This is a genomic window from Nocardia colli (assembly GCF_008704205.1).
Lineage (GTDB): Bacteria > Actinomycetota > Actinomycetes > Mycobacteriales > Mycobacteriaceae > Nocardia > Nocardia colli.
The window spans coordinates 786,512-804,122 of the sequence record NZ_VXLC01000004.1 but is presented as its reverse complement, the minus strand read 5'-3'; the positions used below and the strand labels follow the sequence as shown (position 1 = coordinate 804,122).

General features: G+C 65.7%; 19 protein-coding genes and 1 other RNA gene. 8 read left to right on the top strand and 12 right to left on the bottom strand.

Going from position 1 to position 17,611, the window contains the following annotated elements; genetic code table 11:
- Nucleotides 1-78: 78 nt before the first annotated feature.
- A complete protein-coding gene (locus F3087_RS15750; protein WP_150402630.1) occupies nucleotides 79-1,800 on the bottom strand; it encodes a thiamine pyrophosphate-dependent enzyme in 1,722 nt (573 codons plus the stop codon).
- A gap of 45 nt (nucleotides 1,801-1,845) precedes the next feature.
- Complete coding sequence (locus F3087_RS15745) at nucleotides 1,846-2,118, bottom strand: GlsB/YeaQ/YmgE family stress response membrane protein (protein ID WP_150402629.1); 273 nt, start codon at nucleotides 2,116-2,118, stop codon at nucleotides 1,846-1,848.
- A 146-nt stretch (nucleotides 2,119-2,264) separates the two neighbouring features.
- Here F3087_RS15745 and F3087_RS15740 point away from each other — a divergent pair, with 146 nt between their 5' ends.
- The 5 genes from F3087_RS15740 to F3087_RS15720 are packed head-to-tail and all read left to right on the top strand — an operon-like array spanning nucleotide 2,265 to nucleotide 5,587.
- Nucleotides 2,265-3,029 carry a glycosyltransferase gene (locus tag F3087_RS15740; protein ID WP_150402628.1) on the top strand — a complete coding sequence of 255 codons (765 nt, stop codon included), beginning with the start codon at nucleotides 2,265-2,267 and terminating at the stop codon, nucleotides 3,027-3,029.
- Nucleotides 3,029-4,006, top strand: coding sequence for an acyl-CoA dehydrogenase family protein (locus F3087_RS15735; RefSeq protein WP_150402627.1), 978 nt, complete (start codon nucleotides 3,029-3,031; stop codon nucleotides 4,004-4,006). The genes F3087_RS15740 and F3087_RS15735 overlap by 1 nt, the downstream gene beginning before the upstream one ends.
- Nucleotides 3,988-4,740, top strand: coding sequence for a PIG-L deacetylase family protein (locus F3087_RS15730; RefSeq protein ID WP_150402626.1), 753 nt, complete (start codon nucleotides 3,988-3,990; stop codon nucleotides 4,738-4,740). Before F3087_RS15735 ends, F3087_RS15730 begins: the two co-directional genes overlap by 19 nt.
- Entirely contained in the window at nucleotides 4,737-5,363 is a 627-nt protein-coding gene (locus F3087_RS15725; protein WP_150402625.1) for a class I SAM-dependent DNA methyltransferase, read from the top strand. Before F3087_RS15730 ends, F3087_RS15725 begins: the two co-directional genes overlap by 4 nt.
- Before the next feature lie 35 nt (nucleotides 5,364-5,398).
- Nucleotides 5,399-5,587, top strand: a complete 189-nt coding sequence (locus F3087_RS15720; RefSeq protein ID WP_223885088.1) for a hypothetical protein — start codon at nucleotides 5,399-5,401, stop codon at nucleotides 5,585-5,587.
- A gap of 3 nt (nucleotides 5,588-5,590) precedes the next feature.
- On the opposite strand, the gene F3087_RS15715 is transcribed toward F3087_RS15720, so the two are convergent.
- Together F3087_RS15715 and F3087_RS15710 are read right to left on the bottom strand one after the other, a co-directional pair.
- On the bottom strand, nucleotides 5,591-6,172 hold the full coding sequence (locus tag F3087_RS15715) for a TerD family protein (protein ID WP_150402624.1): 582 nt from the start codon (nucleotides 6,170-6,172) through the stop codon (nucleotides 5,591-5,593).
- A gap of 120 nt (nucleotides 6,173-6,292) precedes the next feature.
- Nucleotides 6,293-6,727, bottom strand: coding sequence for a MarR family winged helix-turn-helix transcriptional regulator (locus F3087_RS15710; protein WP_191093971.1), 435 nt, complete (start codon nucleotides 6,725-6,727; stop codon nucleotides 6,293-6,295).
- Nucleotides 6,728-6,930: 203 nt separating this feature from the next.
- On the opposite strand from F3087_RS15710, the gene F3087_RS15705 reads away from it, so the two are divergent.
- Nucleotides 6,931-8,355, top strand: coding sequence for a pyridoxal phosphate-dependent decarboxylase family protein (locus F3087_RS15705; protein WP_150402622.1), 1,425 nt, complete (start codon nucleotides 6,931-6,933; stop codon nucleotides 8,353-8,355).
- On the opposite strand, the gene F3087_RS15700 is transcribed toward F3087_RS15705, so the two are convergent.
- A complete protein-coding gene (locus F3087_RS15700) occupies nucleotides 8,352-9,011 on the bottom strand; it encodes an RraA family protein (RefSeq protein WP_150402621.1) in 660 nt (219 codons plus the stop codon). The two genes, F3087_RS15705 and F3087_RS15700, sit on opposite strands and share 4 nt — an antisense overlap.
- Nucleotides 9,012-9,594: 583 nt before the next feature.
- Here F3087_RS15700 and F3087_RS15695 point away from each other — a divergent pair.
- Together F3087_RS15695 and F3087_RS15690 are read left to right on the top strand one after the other, a co-directional pair.
- Complete coding sequence (locus tag F3087_RS15695) at nucleotides 9,595-10,245, top strand: amidase domain-containing protein (protein ID WP_150402620.1); 651 nt, start codon at nucleotides 9,595-9,597, stop codon at nucleotides 10,243-10,245.
- Between the two features lie 91 nt (nucleotides 10,246-10,336).
- Nucleotides 10,337-12,019 carry a TerD family protein gene (locus F3087_RS15690; RefSeq protein WP_317983921.1) on the top strand — a complete coding sequence of 561 codons (1,683 nt, stop codon included), beginning with the start codon at nucleotides 10,337-10,339 and terminating at the stop codon, nucleotides 12,017-12,019.
- A 5-nt stretch (nucleotides 12,020-12,024) separates the two neighbouring features.
- Here F3087_RS15690 and F3087_RS15685 read toward each other — a convergent pair whose 3' ends face one another.
- The 7 genes from F3087_RS15685 to smpB all read right to left on the bottom strand — a co-directional run bounded on the left by F3087_RS15685 (nucleotide 12,025) and on the right by smpB (nucleotide 17,606).
- Nucleotides 12,025-12,804 (bottom strand): class I SAM-dependent methyltransferase, encoded by a 780-nt coding sequence (locus tag F3087_RS15685; protein WP_150402618.1) that lies wholly within the window; start codon nucleotides 12,802-12,804, stop codon nucleotides 12,025-12,027.
- Between the two features lie 75 nt (nucleotides 12,805-12,879).
- On the bottom strand, nucleotides 12,880-14,634 hold the full coding sequence (locus F3087_RS15680) for a sugar-binding protein (protein WP_150402617.1): 1,755 nt from the start codon (nucleotides 14,632-14,634) through the stop codon (nucleotides 12,880-12,882).
- A 167-nt stretch (nucleotides 14,635-14,801) separates the two neighbouring features.
- Nucleotides 14,802-15,086, bottom strand: a complete 285-nt coding sequence (locus F3087_RS15675; protein ID WP_191093970.1) for a hypothetical protein — start codon at nucleotides 15,084-15,086, stop codon at nucleotides 14,802-14,804.
- Between the two features lie 75 nt (nucleotides 15,087-15,161).
- Nucleotides 15,162-15,632 (bottom strand): NUDIX hydrolase, encoded by a 471-nt coding sequence (locus F3087_RS15670; protein WP_150402615.1) that lies wholly within the window; start codon nucleotides 15,630-15,632, stop codon nucleotides 15,162-15,164.
- A 178-nt stretch (nucleotides 15,633-15,810) separates the two neighbouring features.
- Nucleotides 15,811-16,182, bottom strand: a transfer-messenger RNA (tmRNA) gene (ssrA, locus tag F3087_RS15665).
- Between the two features lie 90 nt (nucleotides 16,183-16,272).
- A complete protein-coding gene (locus F3087_RS15660; RefSeq protein ID WP_263407209.1) occupies nucleotides 16,273-17,121 on the bottom strand; it encodes a DMT family transporter in 849 nt (282 codons plus the stop codon).
- 11 nt (nucleotides 17,122-17,132) lie between these two features.
- A complete protein-coding gene (smpB, locus tag F3087_RS15655; RefSeq protein ID WP_150402613.1) occupies nucleotides 17,133-17,606 on the bottom strand; it encodes an SsrA-binding protein SmpB in 474 nt (157 codons plus the stop codon).
- Nucleotides 17,607-17,611 lie beyond the last annotated feature (5 nt).

Here is a 17,611-nt window from a genome sequence, read left to right as displayed (position 1 = left end):
AGTAACCATTCCGAGACCCGTTGTCATGGGATCCGCCGATGATCGGACCGGCCGCAGGTCACCGCGGCCGGCGGCCCGTTATGTCCGACTCTCCAGGGTCTCCTTGACCTTGGCGATGGCGAAGCCCCACGCCTGGTCGAAGGTCGGTTTCGGCGGGATGGAGATCTCGTCGGGATTGGTGACGACATCGAGGAGCACCGGCTTGCGTTCGGCGAAGGCCGCCGCGACCGCCTCGTCCAGATCCTCGGGATCGGTCACCCGGCGCGAGTGCAGACCCATCGCGGCGGCGACCGCGGCCAGATCCGGGTTGTCCAGCACGGTGCCGAATTCGGGCAGGCCACCCTCTTCCTGCTCGAGTTTGACCATGCCGAGGCGTCCGTTGTTGAACACCACCAGCGTGACCGGCAGGTCGTAGGTGACCGCGGTGCGCAGGTCGCCGAGCAGCATCATCAGCCCGCCGTCGCCGCAGAAGGCGACGACCTGGCGGTCCCGATCGAGGATCTGCGCGCCGAGCGCCTGCGGCATGGCGTTGGCCATCGACCCGAAGTTGTACGAGCCGATCAATCGGCGCGAGCCGCGCAGGCTGAGGAATCGGGACAGCCAGACCGTGGACATGCCGGTGTCCGAGGTGAAGATCGCGTCGTCGGCGGCGTGCGTATCGACCGCGGCGGCCACCGCTTCCGGGCGGATCAGCTGGTCCGGGTTGTCCAGGTGGCGGCGGATCCGGCCGAGGAGTTTGCGGTCGTGCTTGGGTTCGGCCAGGCGCTGCTGGAGGCCGGTCCAGCGCTGATACTCCGTTTGCGCCTTCTTCAGGTGCTTGTCGGAGGACTTCGTGTCCAGCTTGAGCAGGAGTTCGCGCAGTGACGGTCCGGTGTGGCCGACCATCGCGACATCGACCGGGGTGCGGCGACCGATGTGGTCGAGCCGCGAGTCCAGCTGGATGACGGTCTTGCCGGTCGGATACCAGTCCCGGTACGGGAAGTCGGTGCCGACCATGAACAGCACGTCGCAGTCCTCGAGCGCCGAATTGGCGGCGGGATTACCGATCAACCCGGTCTGCCCGACCGCATACGGATTGTCGTGTTCGAGGCCCTCTTTCGCCTTGATGGTGAGCACCATCGGCGCGGAGAGTTGCTCGGCGAGCCGCAGCACCTCGTCGCGGGCTTCCCGCGCGCCGATGCCGACGAGCAAGGTGACCTTGTCCGCCTTGTTCAGCGTCTCCGCGGCCTGCACGATCTCGGTCACGCCGGGCACCGTCGTGCGGTCACGGGCGACGAACCGGGGGCGGACATCGGTGTCCAGCTTCAGGCCACCGATGTCGCCCGGGATGGTCAGCACGGAGACGCCCTGGCGCGACACCGCCGCGTTCACGGCCTGTTCGAGCAGGCGCGGCATCTGCGCGGCATTGGTGACCGTCGCGGTGAACTCCGAGACATCCCGGAACACCGCGTCGTTGTCGACCTCCTGGAAGTACTCGCTGCCCATCTCGGAGGTCGGCACCTGACCGCAGATGGCGAGCACCGGTGCGTGTGATTTCTTGGCGTCGTAGAGACCGCCCAGCAGATGGATCGAACCGGGACCGACGGTGCCCGCGCACACCCCGATGGTGCCGGTGAGCTGGGCTTGCGCGCCCGCCGCGTAGGCGGCGACCTCTTCGTGCCGCACGCCGATCCATTCGATTCGATCCTCCCGGCGGATCGCGTCGGTGATCGGGTTGAGCGCGTCGCCGACCACACCCCAGACCTGGGTGACGCCTTCGTCCGCCAGCGCAGTGACGATCATTTCCGCAACCGTGGTCATCCTCGACTCCTCCGCGTCATAGTCGGTTCTGCTGGGCGGCCGCTGTCATCGAGAAACTCGTCGACCGGTGACCAGGCCGACCAGGAACAGCAGGATCACGGCGCCGCCGATGCAGGTGAAGAAGCTGAACCAGAGCCCGCCGCCTTCGACGTCCACGCCGAGCAGCTTCAGCAGGAAGCCGCCGAGCAGACCGCCGACAATGCCGACGACGATGTTCAACAGAATGCCCTGCTGAGCATCCGTCTTCATGATCTTGCTGGCAATCCACCCGGCAAGGCCGCCGATGATGATCCACCCGATAATCCCGAGTCCCAGCATGATGTCCTCCTGTTCGTTCGCGCCCATCGGAAAGGCGCGCTGCGCGGGTCATACCCGCCCGCGCGCGGCCCAAGCAGAGCAGCGAGGTTCACCACATCGAAACTCGCTGTCCGTTTGCCCGGCCCGCCGCCGGGTAGCCGGGGGGCATGACCGACTCCCGTCCCCGCGACAGAGTCCTTATCCCGCCCGCCGACCGGCTCGAAGTAGCCGATTCCGGTGGTGCCGTCGCGCGGATTCTGGTCGTCGTTCCGGTCCGTAACGAAGAGCGGCTGCTGCCCGCCTGCCTATCCGCATTGGCGCACGCGGCCGGGCGCGTCGAGGTTCCGGTCCGGGTCCAGCTGGTGCTCGACGGGTGCACCGATGGTTCCGCGGACGTGCCCACCTCGAATGTCGCGGTGCTGCACGTCGACGAAGGCAATGTCGGCGCCGCCCGCGCGTTGGGTTTCGCGCATGCGGGCGCGAACTGTGCGGGCGAGACCTGGTTCGCGACAACGGATGCCGACTCCGAAGTCGATGAGCGGTGGTTGCAGGCCCAGCTGGCGTACGCGCACGCGGGAAATGATGTGGTCGCCGGAATCGTCGGCGTGCGGAGTTGGGCCGATCATGCCGCCGCTACCCGGCAACGCTATGAGAAGGAGTACGGCACCGGCGGCGCCCACGGGCATGTCCACGGCGCGAATCTCGGCTTCCGGGCCGACGCGTACTGGCGGGTCGACGGGTTCCGGCACCTGCGCACCGGTGAGGACGTCGATCTGGTCTCCCGCATGGTGGCCGGCGGCGCCCGGATCGCCTGGGCCGAGGATGTCCTCGTCAGCACCTCCGCGCGCCGGGTCGGCCGCGCCCCGCAAGGGTTCGCTGCGCATTTGCGGCGACTGGAGAACACGTATCGCGCACAGAGCAGGAGCGCCTGATGCCGCCCACTGACCTCCTGGACACCGCGCCCACCGCGACCGCGCTCCAGCGACTCGCGGAGGCCGGTCGGTTGGCCTTGCCCTATCCCGGATCCGGACGCACCCTCGACCGCTGGCGCGCGCTCGCCGATTTCGCCTTCGGCAATGTGGTGATCGGACGGATGGTGGAGGCGCACGCGGATGCCGAGGCGATTCTGGCGGAGCTCGGCGGTGGGGTCGTCGAGCGTGGCCAGATCTGGGGCGTGTGGGCCGCCGAGCCGCCGAAGCCGGTGCTACAGGCGCGATTCGAGGCCGGGCGGTGGCGGCTGGACGGGCGCAAGCCGTGGTGTTCCGGCGCGACGATCTGCACGCATGCGCTGGTCACCGCGCGCGTTGGGGACGAGCGCCGGTTGTTCGCCGTCGATCTCAGCCAACCTTCCGTTCGTGCGGTGCCCGGTACCTGGCACGCCGTGGGTATGGCGGAATCCGACTCCGGTGCAGTGGATTTCACCGATGCGGTCGCTGAGCCGGTCGGAGAACCCGGGGCGTATCTGACACGAGCAGGGTTCTGGCACGGTGCAATCGGCGTCGCCGCCTGCTGGTACGGCGGGGCGTGCGCCGTCGCGCGCACCCTGCACGATCGCGCGTCCGACGAACACGCCCTGGCCCACCTCGGTGCGGTCATGAGCGGATTACACGCCGCCGCACTGTGTTTGACGGATGCCGCACGGCAGATCGACGCCGACCCGGACGACCGTTCCGGCACGGCGCGGCTGCGCGCCAGGGCGGTGCGGGCGGTGGTCGAGGACGCGGCGTCGGCGACCATCGATCGAGTCGGGCGTGCGCTCGGCGCCGGTCCGCTGTGCGCCGATGCCGAGCATGCACGACGCGTCGCCGACCTCACCGTCTATCTCCGCCAGAGTCATGCGGAACGAGATCTGGCCGATCTTGGCCGTGCCTACGCGGAAAAGGAGTTCTCATGGTTGCCGAACCGCTGATCGACCTAGCCGCCCGGGGCACTCCGGAGCGCACCTGGACCCGGTGGCGCCACCGGCGACCGGAGTTGTCCCTCACGGGCTGGCGGCATTTGATCGTCGTCGCGCCGCATCCCGACGACGAGGTGCTCGGCGTCGGCGGTTTGATCGCGCTGGCCCGCGCGCACGGGCTGCCGGTCACGGTCGTCACGGTGACCGACGGCGAGGCGTCGCACCCGGGCTCCCCCACCTGTTCGCCGACCGAGCTCGCGGATCTGCGCGTAGCGGAATCCCGCCGCGCCGCAGCGGAACTGGGTGTCGAACCACCGATTCGGCTAGGTATCGGCGACGGCAAAGTGGCCGCCGCCGAAGCGGCGGTGACCGAAGCGTTGTCCCGCGTCCTCACCGAGTGCGGCCACGCGGGCGCGTGGTGCGCGACCACCTGGCGACGCGACGGCCACCCCGATCACGAAGCGGTCGGCCGGGCCGCCGCCGCGGCCTGCGCGGGCACCGCGACCCGGCTACTGGAGTTCCCGGTATGGATGTGGCACTGGGCAACTCCAGAACACCCGGTGGTGCCTGGCAGTCGCGCCCGGACGTTGACCTTGCCCAGCACGGCGGTCGACGCCAAGTTGCGCGCCATCTCGCAATTCCACAGTCAGATCCTGCCGATGTCGGAGGATCCCGCCGATCAGCCGATCCTGCCGCCGCACGTGCTGGACCGGTTCACCGGCAACACGGAAACGTACTTCGTATGAGCGAAACCAGGCTCGCCACCGACTATTTCGACGATATGTACGCCCGCGATCCCGACCCGTGGGGCTTCACCACCCGCTGGTACGAACAGCGCAAACGTGCGCTCACCATGGCCGCGCTGCCGAAGACCCGGTACCACAACGCCTTCGAGCCAGGCTGTTCGATCGGCACCCTCTCCGCCGAACTCACCGACCGCTGTGATCGCCTGGTCTGCACCGACATCGCCGCCCAGGCCCTCGACTCCGCCGGCCGCCGCATCGATCGGCTGCCCGAATCCGAGCGCGGCGCAGTCGAATTCCGCCGCTGGGCGCTCGGCGACCCCTGGCCCGACGAACACTTCGACCTGATCGTGCTCAGCGAGGTCTGTTACTACCTCGACTCGGTCAGCCTGCGCACCGCCTTCGCCCAAGCCGTCGACCACCTCGAACCCAACGGCGCCCTGCTCTGCGTGCACTGGCGCCGCAAGGTCCCCGAATACCCGCTCTCCGGCGACCACGTCCACGCCATCGCCCGCACCACCCACGGCCTCACCGCCCTGGCCGGCTACCACGACGAAGACCTCCTCCTCGACGTCTTCATCGCCGGCGACCCCATCTCCGTCGCCACCACCGAACACATCGAGTAACCAATCCACACAGGCAGATACGTCCCATGAATGGGTTGACCTCAACCCTCCCGCTCTCGGCGGCCGTCGTGCGCCGCATCGTCGACGGATTCGACCCGTATTCCTACGACCGGCTCTACACCCTCGGCGGGCACACCATTGATCGCGACGCCGAGCAGGCCGTACGCAAGTCAGCCGAGCGGCACATCCGCTGGCTCAGCGGCGAATTCGATCATCTGACTTGATCGCTAGGCCATCGCGAAGCGGAGCAGGGCCTGCTTGTCGCCCTGCTTGATCTTGCCCTTGCGGTTCAGCACTTCGAGTTGCCAGGTAGCGCCGGAGCGGAAGGCGCGGGCGACGGCGTTGGCGTTGTCCGCGCCGAGTAGCGACGGCCAGATGTCGGCGACCTGCTGGCTGCTGCCGCCGCTCGCGTCGTAGACCTTGAAGCTGATGTTGTTCGCCTTCTCGAACGAGCTGCCCTTCTTGAAGGCGGCCGCGACGAAGACGATGGCGTCGATGCCGCCGGGCACGTCGGCGAAGGTGACGTGGACCGTCTCGTCGTCGCCGGCTGCGGCACCGGTCTGCTCGTCGCCGCTGTGCAGGACCGAGCCGTTGCCCAGCGGGTCGAGGGAGTCGAGTCCGGCGAAGCGGACCGGCTCGGCACCCTGCATGAGGATGGCGATCAGGTCCAGGTCGACGCCTTTCTTGCGGCGTGCCCAGCCGAGTGCCCCGCCGCTGGTCCCCGCCGAAGGATCCCAGCTCACGCCGACACTCAGCTTGGTGACGCCGGCGAGATCCGCGGCGCCGTCTTCTTTCTTGAGCGTGATCATGGGTTCAGATTAGCGGGGGTTTCGTAACTTCAAGCGCCAGAAAGATTCTCATTCGGGACATCGACGATGACAGCAGAGTGGCAGTGAAATCTATTGATAGCGAATAGCTCTCGTCGCCGATCAGGCGATGGAGGTGGCCTTAGCCAGCAGCCGGTGCAGCTGCCGCTGCTCCCTGGCGGAGAGCCGGCGCAGTGGCAGATGCTGGGTCATCGCGTCGACCAGCTGCTCGCGTTGGGCCGCCCCGGCGGCGGTGAGGGCAACCACTTTCACCCGCTTGTCGTCCGGCCCGGGTAGTCGCTCGACCGTGCCGCGTTTCTCCAGCTTGTCGATGATGAAGGTGACCGTCGACGGGTCGCTGCAGGTGCGGCGGGCCAGCTCGGACATCGATGGCAGCGGGGCCGCCGGATTGAGATGCCAGAGGACGTTCGCGGAGGGCACGGTGAGATCCAGTTCACGCAGGACGCTCACCAGCGCGGCATCTAGCTGGTCGGATACCGTGCGAAGCTCGGCGAGCAGGCGATAACCCAGGTCCGCTTCAGGCAGGTCCGCTGTCACGCACGACAGTGTAGCCAGCTACTTGAAGTCTCCTATGAAGTTACTTTGACACTCAAATTTCGACAGGGTGATTTCGGCGGGCGCGTCGTTCGGCAGCGGTCTCCAGATCGTTTGCCGCTTCGGCGTGCCGCGGACCGGCCGTGACCAATCACCTTGGCCGACTGGCTATTTACAAAGAGGGCCGGGGCGCGGTTCGGTGAGGCATGGGTGATCCGCTGAACGAACAGGACCTCGCGGCGCAGGCGCTGGCATTGGTGAACCAGGCGGCGGGGCCGTACCTGGACAGCCTGCCCGAGCGCCTGGTGCGCGACGCCACTGCCGACCCGCTCATCGACGAGCTCGGCGGCCCGCTGCCGGAACAGGGCGCGGGCGCATTGGCGGCGATCGAGGAGTTGCTCGCGGTCGGGACCCAGGCGTCAGTGCACTCTTCCGGCCCGCGCTTCTTCCATCTCGTGGTCGGCGGGGCGACACCCGCGGCGATGGCCGGGGATTGGGCGACCGCACTGCTGGACCAGAACGCGGGGCTGTGGGTGACGTCGCCGCTCGCGTCGCGCCTCGAGACCGTCGTGCTCGGGTGGTTGAAGGATCTGTTCGGCCTGCCGCAGGACTTCGGCGGAGTGCTCACGCCCAGTGCCACTTTCGCGAACCTGACCGGGTTGGCGGCAGCACGCTATTGGTGGGCTGATCGGCACGGAGTCGACGTGGTCGCCGACGGTCTGGTCGGGCTGCCGCAAATGCCGGTCCTGACCAGCGGATACGTGCACGCCAGCACGCGCAAGGCGTTGCAGCTTCTCGGTTGCGGACGAGATACCTTGCGCACCTTCGTCCGTGACGATGCCGGGCGGATCGATCCGGCCGCGCTGGAGCGGGCGCTGATCGAGCTCGACGGCGCGCCCGCGGTGATCGTCGGCAACCTCGGCGAGGTGAACGCCGGCGACTCCGACCCTATCGACGAGCTGGCTGATCTGGCCGAGCAGTACCGCGCCTGGCTACACGTCGACGGCGCGTTCGGATTGTTCGCGGCGATCTCTCCGCGCACGGCGCACCTAGCCCGCGGTGTCGAACGCGCCGACTCGATCACCGCCGACGGGCACAAATGGCTGAATGTGCCACAGGAGAGCGGGTTTTCGTTCGTCAAGGACAGCTCGATCCTCGGCAAGACCTTCGGCGGCTGGGGCGCCGCCTACCTGCCCACCCTCGATGACGAGCAGATCAGCTACAACATGCACGGCCCCGAATCCTCCCGCCGCGCACGGGCATTCCCCATCTGGGCGACGTTGCGCGCGTACGGCCGTGCGGGCCACCGGGAAATGGTGGAACGCCATCTCGACGTAGCCGCCCACCTCGGCCGAATCGTCGACGGCGCACCAGACTTCGAACTGCTCGCCCCAGTCCAGTTGTGCGTCACCTGTTTCCGCTACCGCCCGCCCGGCGTACCGGAACCCGACCTGGACGCCCTCAACGCCCGCCTAGGCGCGGCCATCCTCGAAGACGGCCGCGTCTACGTCGGCACCACCACTTACCGAGGCGTGACGGCGCTACGCCCCACCTTCGTGAATTGGCGCATCACCGAACCCGAGGCGGACCTGCTCGTCCAGGTCATCCGGGAGATCGGACCTCAGCTCTAGGCCAAGAACTGAAGCGACGAACGTTCGCCGCGTTGCAGAGCCTCGGTATGCGCGGCAACGTTCACCGCATCACTCAACGTCGCGCCCGCATCCAATTTCGCCACCACCCTGGCTTCGGCTTCCTTGGTAGCCGCAGCCGCGTCGAGCAGCGCCTCGACCCGCTCGGGCTCGACCACGATGATCCCCTCCTCGTCGGCAAGGATCACGTCGCCGGGAGACACCGGAACACCACCACAGGTCACCGGAATCTGCAGCTCACCGAGCTGAGCAGTAGTCCCCGCCATCGGCGTCACAAACCGGCTGTAGATCGGCAGCTCACACCCCCGAACATACGAAATATCCCGATATCCCCCATCGATGATGATCCCCCCGAGCCGCCGCACCAGCGCCCCCCGCGCGAAAAGCTCACCAGCAAAAGCGATCTCACGCCCACCCCCGTCCACAACGATCACCTCCCCCGGCGACGCGGCCTCGATCGCCCGCAGCACCCCGAAAAAGTCACCCCTGCACTGCACAGTGAACGCGGTCCCCACAATCCGCACTCCTGCCGACCGCGCCCGAATCCCACTGTCCAACACCCGAATCGACTTATCCGCATCACAGATAGCAGTCGTATCAACGGAGTCGAACTTCGCAACAACCTCATCAGCCACCATCGGCGCCACCCTCTTCAAGGCTCGGAGTATGCGGTCGCCTCGACCTTACGTCCCAGCCCGGATCTCGCCGCAGCATACCGGAACTACAGCGGGTCTTGAATATTGAGGGTGTGACCTCCCCGTGGTACCAGAACAGCGCCGCCATCGACGCCTCCGGAGGATCCACCCGGCAGTACTCGAGACCGGTCAGCGGAAGCGATTTCTTCCCCAGACACCGCACCTCCCGCGACTTCGGAATCGGCCCTTTCAGCTCGAATCGCTTGCCGGACAACGCGATCGTAGACGGCCGTGCCAATACCAATCAGGCTTGCCGAACAACCACCAGTAATAACCGAAGATGACCGAGACCACCAGAACAACAGCGGTCACCAATACCGCGACCACCTTTTCCGCCTAGAAGTCATCTCTCATACTCGGTCGAGCATGTCGGCCGATCGGCGTACAGACGCGATAGCGGTGCGCTGCGTACGGTCAGGTTCGATGGCGGGCGTTGCCGCCACCAACGGGCGCGTAACTGCGGTGATGGAACGTGCCTGTGTCATCAGGGCGGCGTTCGGCGTCGTCGCGAGAGAGGTTCGTGCCGATGAGTACTGCGCGCGCACGCGTCAACCGTCGAACACTTTTTGCCGGGTCGGGCGCACTCGCGCTCGCCGCCAGCGTGTTCGGCGTAGCCCCCGGCTCGGCCGGAGCCAAGGTGGGCTATGACCGGACGAAGGCGGTGACCTGGGCTCGGGGACGAGTGTACGACGATCCCGACCCGATCAAGTTCGACAACAACTGCACCTGGTACGTGTCCAAGGTGCTGTGGGTCGGCGGCCTGCCACAAGACGCGGACTGGACGAGTTCCAGTCCAGATCCGACGAAATGGGCGTCCAAGTGGACGGACCAGGGGCCGACCAAGACCGCGGCGCATGCCGACAGCTTGAAGAACCATTTGATCAACAAGAAATACGCGTCGATCCGCGAACTGAACTGGCGGCAGAACGACGTCCCCGACGCCCAAATCGGTGACGTGATCGGCTACGACTGGGACAACGGCGCCGACGGCTACATCGATCACCTCATGGTCGTCACCGGCTTCTCCGGAAAGTACCCACTGGTGTCAGGTCATTCCCTCCCCCGCCTCGACGCCGGCTGGACCTGGAGCGACAAAGCAAACGACTGGATCGAGCGTGCCTACACATCGCCCACCGGCAACCCGCCACGCGCCTACCTGCTCCATATCAACACCTGATTCCCAACCACACAGTGGCAGCGGCTGCTCGATCAGGAAAACCGAATCAGCCTGCGCCGCAATTGAGGACACATATGCACCACCAGCAACCATGCGTGTAGCGGAATCTCGTCATGGAAACGGTATGCGCCAAGTGAAACTCGCAAGAGGTGGGAACACTGCAGTCACCGCGCAGACAGTCACAGTGACACTCACCTGGGGATCGCGGCATGAGGTCGATCCGCAAGCGCTGCTCTTGGCAGAAACCGGAAAGATCCGGACCAACGACGACTTCGTCTTCTTCAACGCGCCACGTCACCCATCAGGTTCGGTCTCGATGGTCGAGTCCATGGCTGGCCGGGCAGCGCTCTCGATCTCACTGACCTCAGTCGAAGCTGGTGTTTCCCGGATCGTCATTTCGGGATCGGTCGACGGAGGTTCGTTCCGGGACATCCCCGATCTCACGTTGAGCGTTCAGAACGGAAACGGCACACTGATCTCGTTCGATGTCGATCAGTCGGACGCCGTCACAGCGATGGTGTTCGGCGAGCTCTACCGCAGAGGCGGAATGTGGAAATTCCGCGCGGTCGGCCAAGGCTGGACAAGCGGGCTACGCGGGCTTGCCGAGGAGTTCGGCGTCGAAGTCGACGATTCGCCCGCCACCCTGCCACCGGCGGGATCACCCGTTCCGCTGGTTGGCAACGCGCCACCTCAGCAACAGTTGGAACCCGGATGGTATCCAGACCCGAGTGATTCATTTCGTGTGCATTGGTGGAACGGTACGACTTGGACCGAGGACACCACACAATTGTTTCCGTCAGATCCCGCAGTCTGCGAGCGTTGCGGCCGGGCGAAACGAGTTTCGCGCTTCGGGAGCCCGCCACCCTGTCGACCGTGTGAGTCAGAGGTCAACAGATTCATGGAAACATGGCGGTCCCAGGCTTGGCAGGTGCTGACCACCACAGGTCCGCACGGCACCGCCTGGGACGAGCTGTGGATCGCCCTGCGCTTCCAGCGAATACATGAAACCAATGGTCGGGAAGCGCTGCGCCCGATCGCGATCGCGTATCTGGAGCGAGTGGTCACCTTCGCCTTCGCCGACGACGAAATCGAGGCGCATGAACTCGACGATTTCGAGCGGGCGGTGACCGATCTGCAAGCGGCGGTAAACCTGGGCGCTGCCCAACGACGGGTGGACGAACTTCGACAGCGCATGCTCCGCGGTCGATCACTCACCCAGGTGCGCGCCGGCGAACTGCCCCGCATCCGACGACCGGGCCTGCATCTGGAAGCTGACGAGACGCTGTACATCGACGTCAACGCAGCCCAAATCAAGTACTTGGCAAATGGACCAAGGCACAACAACGGCAGGTTGATCGGTAGCAGCAAGAAGTTGCGATTCGTCGGTGCAGGCGCCGGTACCGAATTGGCGTGGTCAAAAATCGTCTCGATTGCCAGCGAGTACGGCAACGTCATTGTCTCCGCGACTACTGCTCGCGGTGGTGGAACGTACAGCGTTCCCGACCCCGAATACGTTGCCGCCGTTCTCGAAGGAGCACTACGGGTCGCGAAGCGGCTGGTACTTGCTCCCGGGCAACGAGATTCCCGATCGATACCACCCGATGTGAAATCCGAAGTGTGGCAACGAGATGGCGGTCGATGCCAGCAATGCGGCGACACTCACTACCTGGAGTTCGATCACGTTATCCCACTGAGCCGAGGTGGGGCGACCAGTGTTGGCAATCTTCAGATCCTTTGCCGCAGATGCAACCTGGCCAAGGGCACGCGCCTCTGACCTGATCATGTCCGTGAAAAGACGGCGCAGGTGAGAGGTGGCTGCGCGGGGAGGAATTCGACCTGTATTGCGGGGTCGGCGGCTTGGGCGAGGGCGGTCAGGGCTTGAGGGCGGTAGGCGCGGAGCATGCTGATTATGGCGTCGTGCAGGAAAGGCAGGATGGTGAGTGGGCCCTGGCGGAGTGCGCCTGGTGCTGCGATGAGGAGTCCGAGCAGCGGGATCAGTGGGAGGGCCGGGGTTGGTAGGCGGGCGAGGTCTATTACCAGGAATTTGGCGCTGATGCGGGTGGCTTCGGCGATGGCGCGGGAGGCGAGGGCGGGTGGTAGGTGGTGGAAGGACATCGCGAATACCACTAGGTCGTAACTGTTTTCGGCGGCATCGATGGCGGTGGCGTCCACGACTTGAGTGTGGGCGCGTGGGTGTGTGCCGAGGGGGCCGGCGGCGATCTTGGCGACCGAGGTGGGGTCCAGGTCGGTGACGGTTACCGTGGCGGTGGGGTGTAGTTCGAGGATCTTGGCCGACAGTTTTCCGTGGCCTGCACCGAGTTCGAGGATGCGGGGATTGTCGATGTCGGCGACCAGAGACAGTGCGGTGCGGGCGTTGCTCTCGTGCCAGTCCTGGCGGTCGAGTTCGCTGATCACTACCTGTTTGATCTCGTCGGATACGTCGTAGCGGTCGATGTATTCGAGTACGTCGGTCTGCATGCGCCGGTCGAGCCAGGAGGCGTTCGGGCCGCCGCGGGGCATCGTGCCGATGTCGAAAGCACGGGATCGCTGCTCGGTCATTACGTCCTCCACGGGACCAAAGCCCCTCACTAGCCGGTGTTTTCACCGTACCGGGCGGGCAGGAGGAGGGCCGGGCTAGCGGGGATTGCCGGCGATCGGGACTCGGGTGCGCTCGGCCTGGGCCAGTGATGCGGGTGAGTCGGCGCTGCGGGCGGCGGATTGCGGTATGGCGGGCGGTATTTCGGGTGTCGGCGCGGGGTGGTAGTCGGCGAGGGTCGCAGTGCCCCATACGTAAGGGTCTGCTTGGGGACTGCCGAAAGGTGACCAGGCCAAGCGGGTTTGGCCGGTCTTGTCGGTGGTGTCGGAGTCGTAGACCAGGATGTTCATCGCGAACTTGGCGGGGTCGACCGGTGCGGGCAATTCGTCGAGCGGGATTTTCACCTCCACCGAGTAACCGCGGTAGGGCTCGGAGACGACTGCGGCCACCTGCATTCCGGGTGTCGTCGCGCCCTGATGGTTGTCGGCGTCGCGCTCGGCGGCCGGACCCCCGCTTGCCGTGTACGGCAGGATGCCGGTCTTGAAAGTTGTGGAGGTGTCGTCGGAGTCTCCACTGGGATCGATGGCAATCTCGACCGAGTCTGTGCGCCAATGCCTTTTGATGTCGTCGGCGGTCAGTTCCGCGCCCTTACGGTCGTCGGTCACGGTGACCAGCACGTATAGATCGTTGTCGTGCCTGGACAGTTTCGCGGTTGCCGCGCAGGTGTCGCCACCCTGCCAAATGGCAAGTGGCAGTTCCGGTCCCGGGTACTCCCCCGGTCCTTCGACACCGTTGAGAGTCGGCGCGACGGCAACGGCGGGGACCGTAGTTTCGGGGTTCGGTGGGTAGTCCGGTTGGACTCGGTTTGCCAGCCAAGGCAACCCGGTCCGGTCGGCCCAGGCGGCGAACTCTGCGTACAGCGGTTTCAGTTCGGTTTGGCGGTGCACCGGCACCTCGACGAAGCGGCCGTCGTCGGCCAGGACGGTGAACCAATCGGAACCGAGCTGCTGCGGGTCCGTCGGCTCCTGTGCGGGCTTCGCGGCGAAACCCTGTGTGAGATATAGGCGAGCCGCGTCACGCTCGACTTGCGCCCAGGTGGTGTTGTGCTCGCGCGAAGGTGCGCCGGACCAGACACCCATGACCGGCAACCCGGTGCTGGAGTCGGTATGCGGCTGTTCCGGAGCGTCTGGACCCAGTAATGCATCGAAGCCGTAGTTCTGGGCGAAGAGCCTCGTGGGATGCCACGGCGTCAGCGCCTCGTCGGCGATCTGCCCGGGGAAGGCGTTCGGGTCGCCGGCCATTCGGAACGCTTCGATCCCGAGCCGGGCCGAAAGCTGATGCCCGCCATGCTGATTGAACGGTCGAGGATCCATCACCACGATGGTGTGCGGTGTGGTCCGGCGGACCAGTCGTACCAGCCTCGCCAACGTGTCTCGCTCGTCCCAGATCCGCGCGGTCAGCGGCGCCGAGAGCGTGTACCAGAAGTCCGGCTTGTCGAGGTAGTAGATGTTTTCGATGCCGGCGAGGGCGGTGGCGGTGCGCTCCTCGGTCTCGCGGAGCAGACCCAGCTCGGGTCCTTCCGCCAAACCGACGGCGTTGCCGCCGCCCTCGCCGCGCGTGATGGTGACGACGCCGGTGGTCCAGCCCCGGTTTTCGTGCCACTGGCCGAAGGTGGACAGGTTGCTGGATTCATCGTCCGGGTGCGCGCCGATGAACAGCACGTCGGTGTGCGCCAGATCGCCCGCAGGCTTGTTGTCCGATGAACAGCTCGCGACCAGCCAGGGTGCGGCCAAGGCCGAGACGAGAAGGGTGCGGCGACTCAGTTTGCCCCTGAACCCACCTGTTTCCACCATTCACTGCCTCCAGTCGCCCTCCTCACCGTCATGTCGAATCACAACACATCAGTAGTCCGAGGTCGCGCCCGCGGTGTTCTCGGCGCGTCGGTCGACCGATGCCCACCACAAGAACTTGTTAGCTGACCGGCGGACTCACCCACACCACTCTGGAAAGCCTGAAACCCCTAGGGCTGCCCACCGTCAGGATCGATAGTGGTGATGACGTCGCCAGGCTCGACATTATCCGAGACGGGTTCGGAAAATGTGATCGAGAAATGATTCGGGGCGACCGAGGACGTGTGAATATGCATCCCCGTCATCACGCCACGGTAAACTCGACCATCGGCCTTCGCGAGCTCGACTCCCTGCCCGACCGTGAACTCCCCATCGACGAATCCGGTAACGATGGGCAGCCTTTGGAAGCTCACCCTGAACACGTCGTCCACCTCGAATTTACTCAACCCGTTCACTTTCCTCCGTTAGCGATGCACTTGGCCCAGAATGCGTCCTCGGCAGCGGAATATCGGATGTCGTCGGTGGAATCTTCAGCCGAGGTATGGCGTGGATCGCCCCTCGAGGTAGTGGGTCAGCCTGAGTCGCTGTGTGTGGTGCATGTCGAGGCTGTCCAGCTCGGCGGGGGCTACGAACCGTAGTTCAGTGGACTCATCGGAGATTGCGAGGTCTCCCCCGATGACACGGGCCAGGAAGCACACGTTGAACTGGCGACGGACTTCGCCGTCGCTGTAGGCGATTACGTGGCGCGGATCGGTGTAAGTGCCTACGAGACCGGTGATTTCGATGTCGAGACCGGTTTCTTCCTTGACCTCTCGCACCGCACACCCAGGGAGACTGTCAGTCATCTCCATACCGCCGCCAGGCAGTGCCCACAGCCCGCTGTCGGCGCGCCGTTGAAGCAGGATGCGGCCCTCGCCGTCGCTCACCACGGCGGAAGCCGCGACGACGAGACTGTTCGGCTCTGGTGCGGCTGGATCGTCGTAGAACTCGGTGCGCGCCATCGGCTCAGCCTTCCACGGGTCGGGCCGTCTGCAGACCGCGTCGAAACGACGGCGTGGCCGATCGAACGGGCGTTGGATCCGAGCCGCCGCTGCAAGGTGTGCCCAAACAGCCCGATCTTCGAGTAGTCGGGGCATGAAAAAGGCCCTTCACCTGCGTCGCAAGTGAAGGGCCTTTGGGCGGTGGAGCTGCCGGGAATCGAACCCGGGTCCTCTGCCGTGTCTCCAGGGCTTCTCCGTGTGCAGTTCGCTGTGTCTCTACTTGGATCTCTGGGTCTCGCGAACAAGCTCAGATGACGATCCCAGTCGCTGTTTGGTGTTCCGTTCTGGTCCGCGACCGGCCAGGACGGTAAGTCTCTCTAGCTGATGCCAGGACCCGGGTCGAGAGACGAACCCGGACTGACAGACTTGCTCTGCTACTTAGGCAGCGAGAGCGAAGTCGCGCTGATTGGAATCGGCGCTTAATTGGTTGCAATGACGCTTACGGTGGTCTCTTGCCTGCACCGACACGCTTCCCCTGAATCTACGTACAAAGTCGAAACCGTTCAGCCCCGTACGTCCCGGCACCTTGCCGGGCTGTTCATGTTAACACCGGCCACAGCGCGGTTCTTCCCATTATCGGGCCGGGTGTCCCGGCACCTGCTCACGCTGCGGCGATGAGCGCGACGGAGACGAGGGCGAGCACCATGCCGACCTGTTGCTGCCGGCCGACGCGTTCGCCGAGCAGCACCATGGCGAGCAGGACGGTGGTGGCGGGGTACAGCGACCCGATGACGCTGACCAGGGAGAGCAGCGATCCGTGGAAGGCGTGCAGCAGCGCGACGTTGGCGATCACGTCGAGCACGCCGATGTAGCAGGCCAGCCGCAGCGGCTCACCGCGCAGCCGCTTGAACTGCCTGGCCGACAGGGCGGTCATCCACACCACGCCGGTGGCGGCGCCGCGCTGGGCGAGCAACGGCCACAGCCCGGATGACGCGGCGGTCTGATGCAGGAAGACGAACATGAAGCCGAAGGCGAGACCGGATCCGACGGTCAGCAGGGCGACCTTCTTGGTGAAGCGCAGCTCACGCCCGCCGGTGATCTCTTCGGTGACGGCGTCCGGTGATTCCCGGCTGACCAGCAACACGGAGACCAGGGCAAAAGCGATCCCGATGAAGGCGAGCAACCCGGGTCGCTCCCCGATCACCAGCCCGACCAGCACAGGCACACCCGCCACCAGCACCGCGGTCAGCGGCGACACCACGGCCATCGGACCGCTGGCGAGCGCGGCGTAGAACCACCACACCGCGACACCGCTGGCCACGCCCGCCGCCAGACCCCAGCCGATCGACGCGGCGTCCGGAGTCCCGTCGACGAACGGCAGGAGCAGCAGCACGAGCAGAACCGAAAACGGGTACGAGTAGATGACGACCCGTAGTGCGGTCACCTTTCGAGCAGCGACTCCGCCGTAGAAGTCGCTCACGCCGTAGCCGAGGGCGGCTACCAGCGCCAATAGGACGGCGGTCAGCGCATGCCTTTGATGCGCCGCCCTAGTTCGCGGGTGACTTCCCGCTCGGCGTCGCGCTTGGCCAGATCCTGGCGCTTGTCGTAGTCCTGCTTGCCCTTGGCGAGAGCCAGTTCGACCTTGACCTTGCCGTCGGAGAAGTACATGGACAGCGGGACCAGCGTCTGATTGCCCTCGCGCGACTTGCCGACCAGGCGGTCGATCTCACGCTTGTGCAGCAACAGTTTCCGGACGCGGCGCGGCGAATGGTTGGTCCAGGTGCCGTGGCTGAACTCCGGAATGTGCAGCCCACGCAGCCACACCTCGCCGTTGTCGACCGTCGCGAACGCGTCCACCAGCGAGGCCTTGCCCTCACGCAGGCTCTTGACCTCGGTACCGACCAGCGCGATCCCGGCCTCATAGACGTCCAGGATCGTGTAGTTGTGCCGCGCCCGGCGGTTGGTCGCGATGACCTTGCGCCCCTGTTCCTTCATAACGA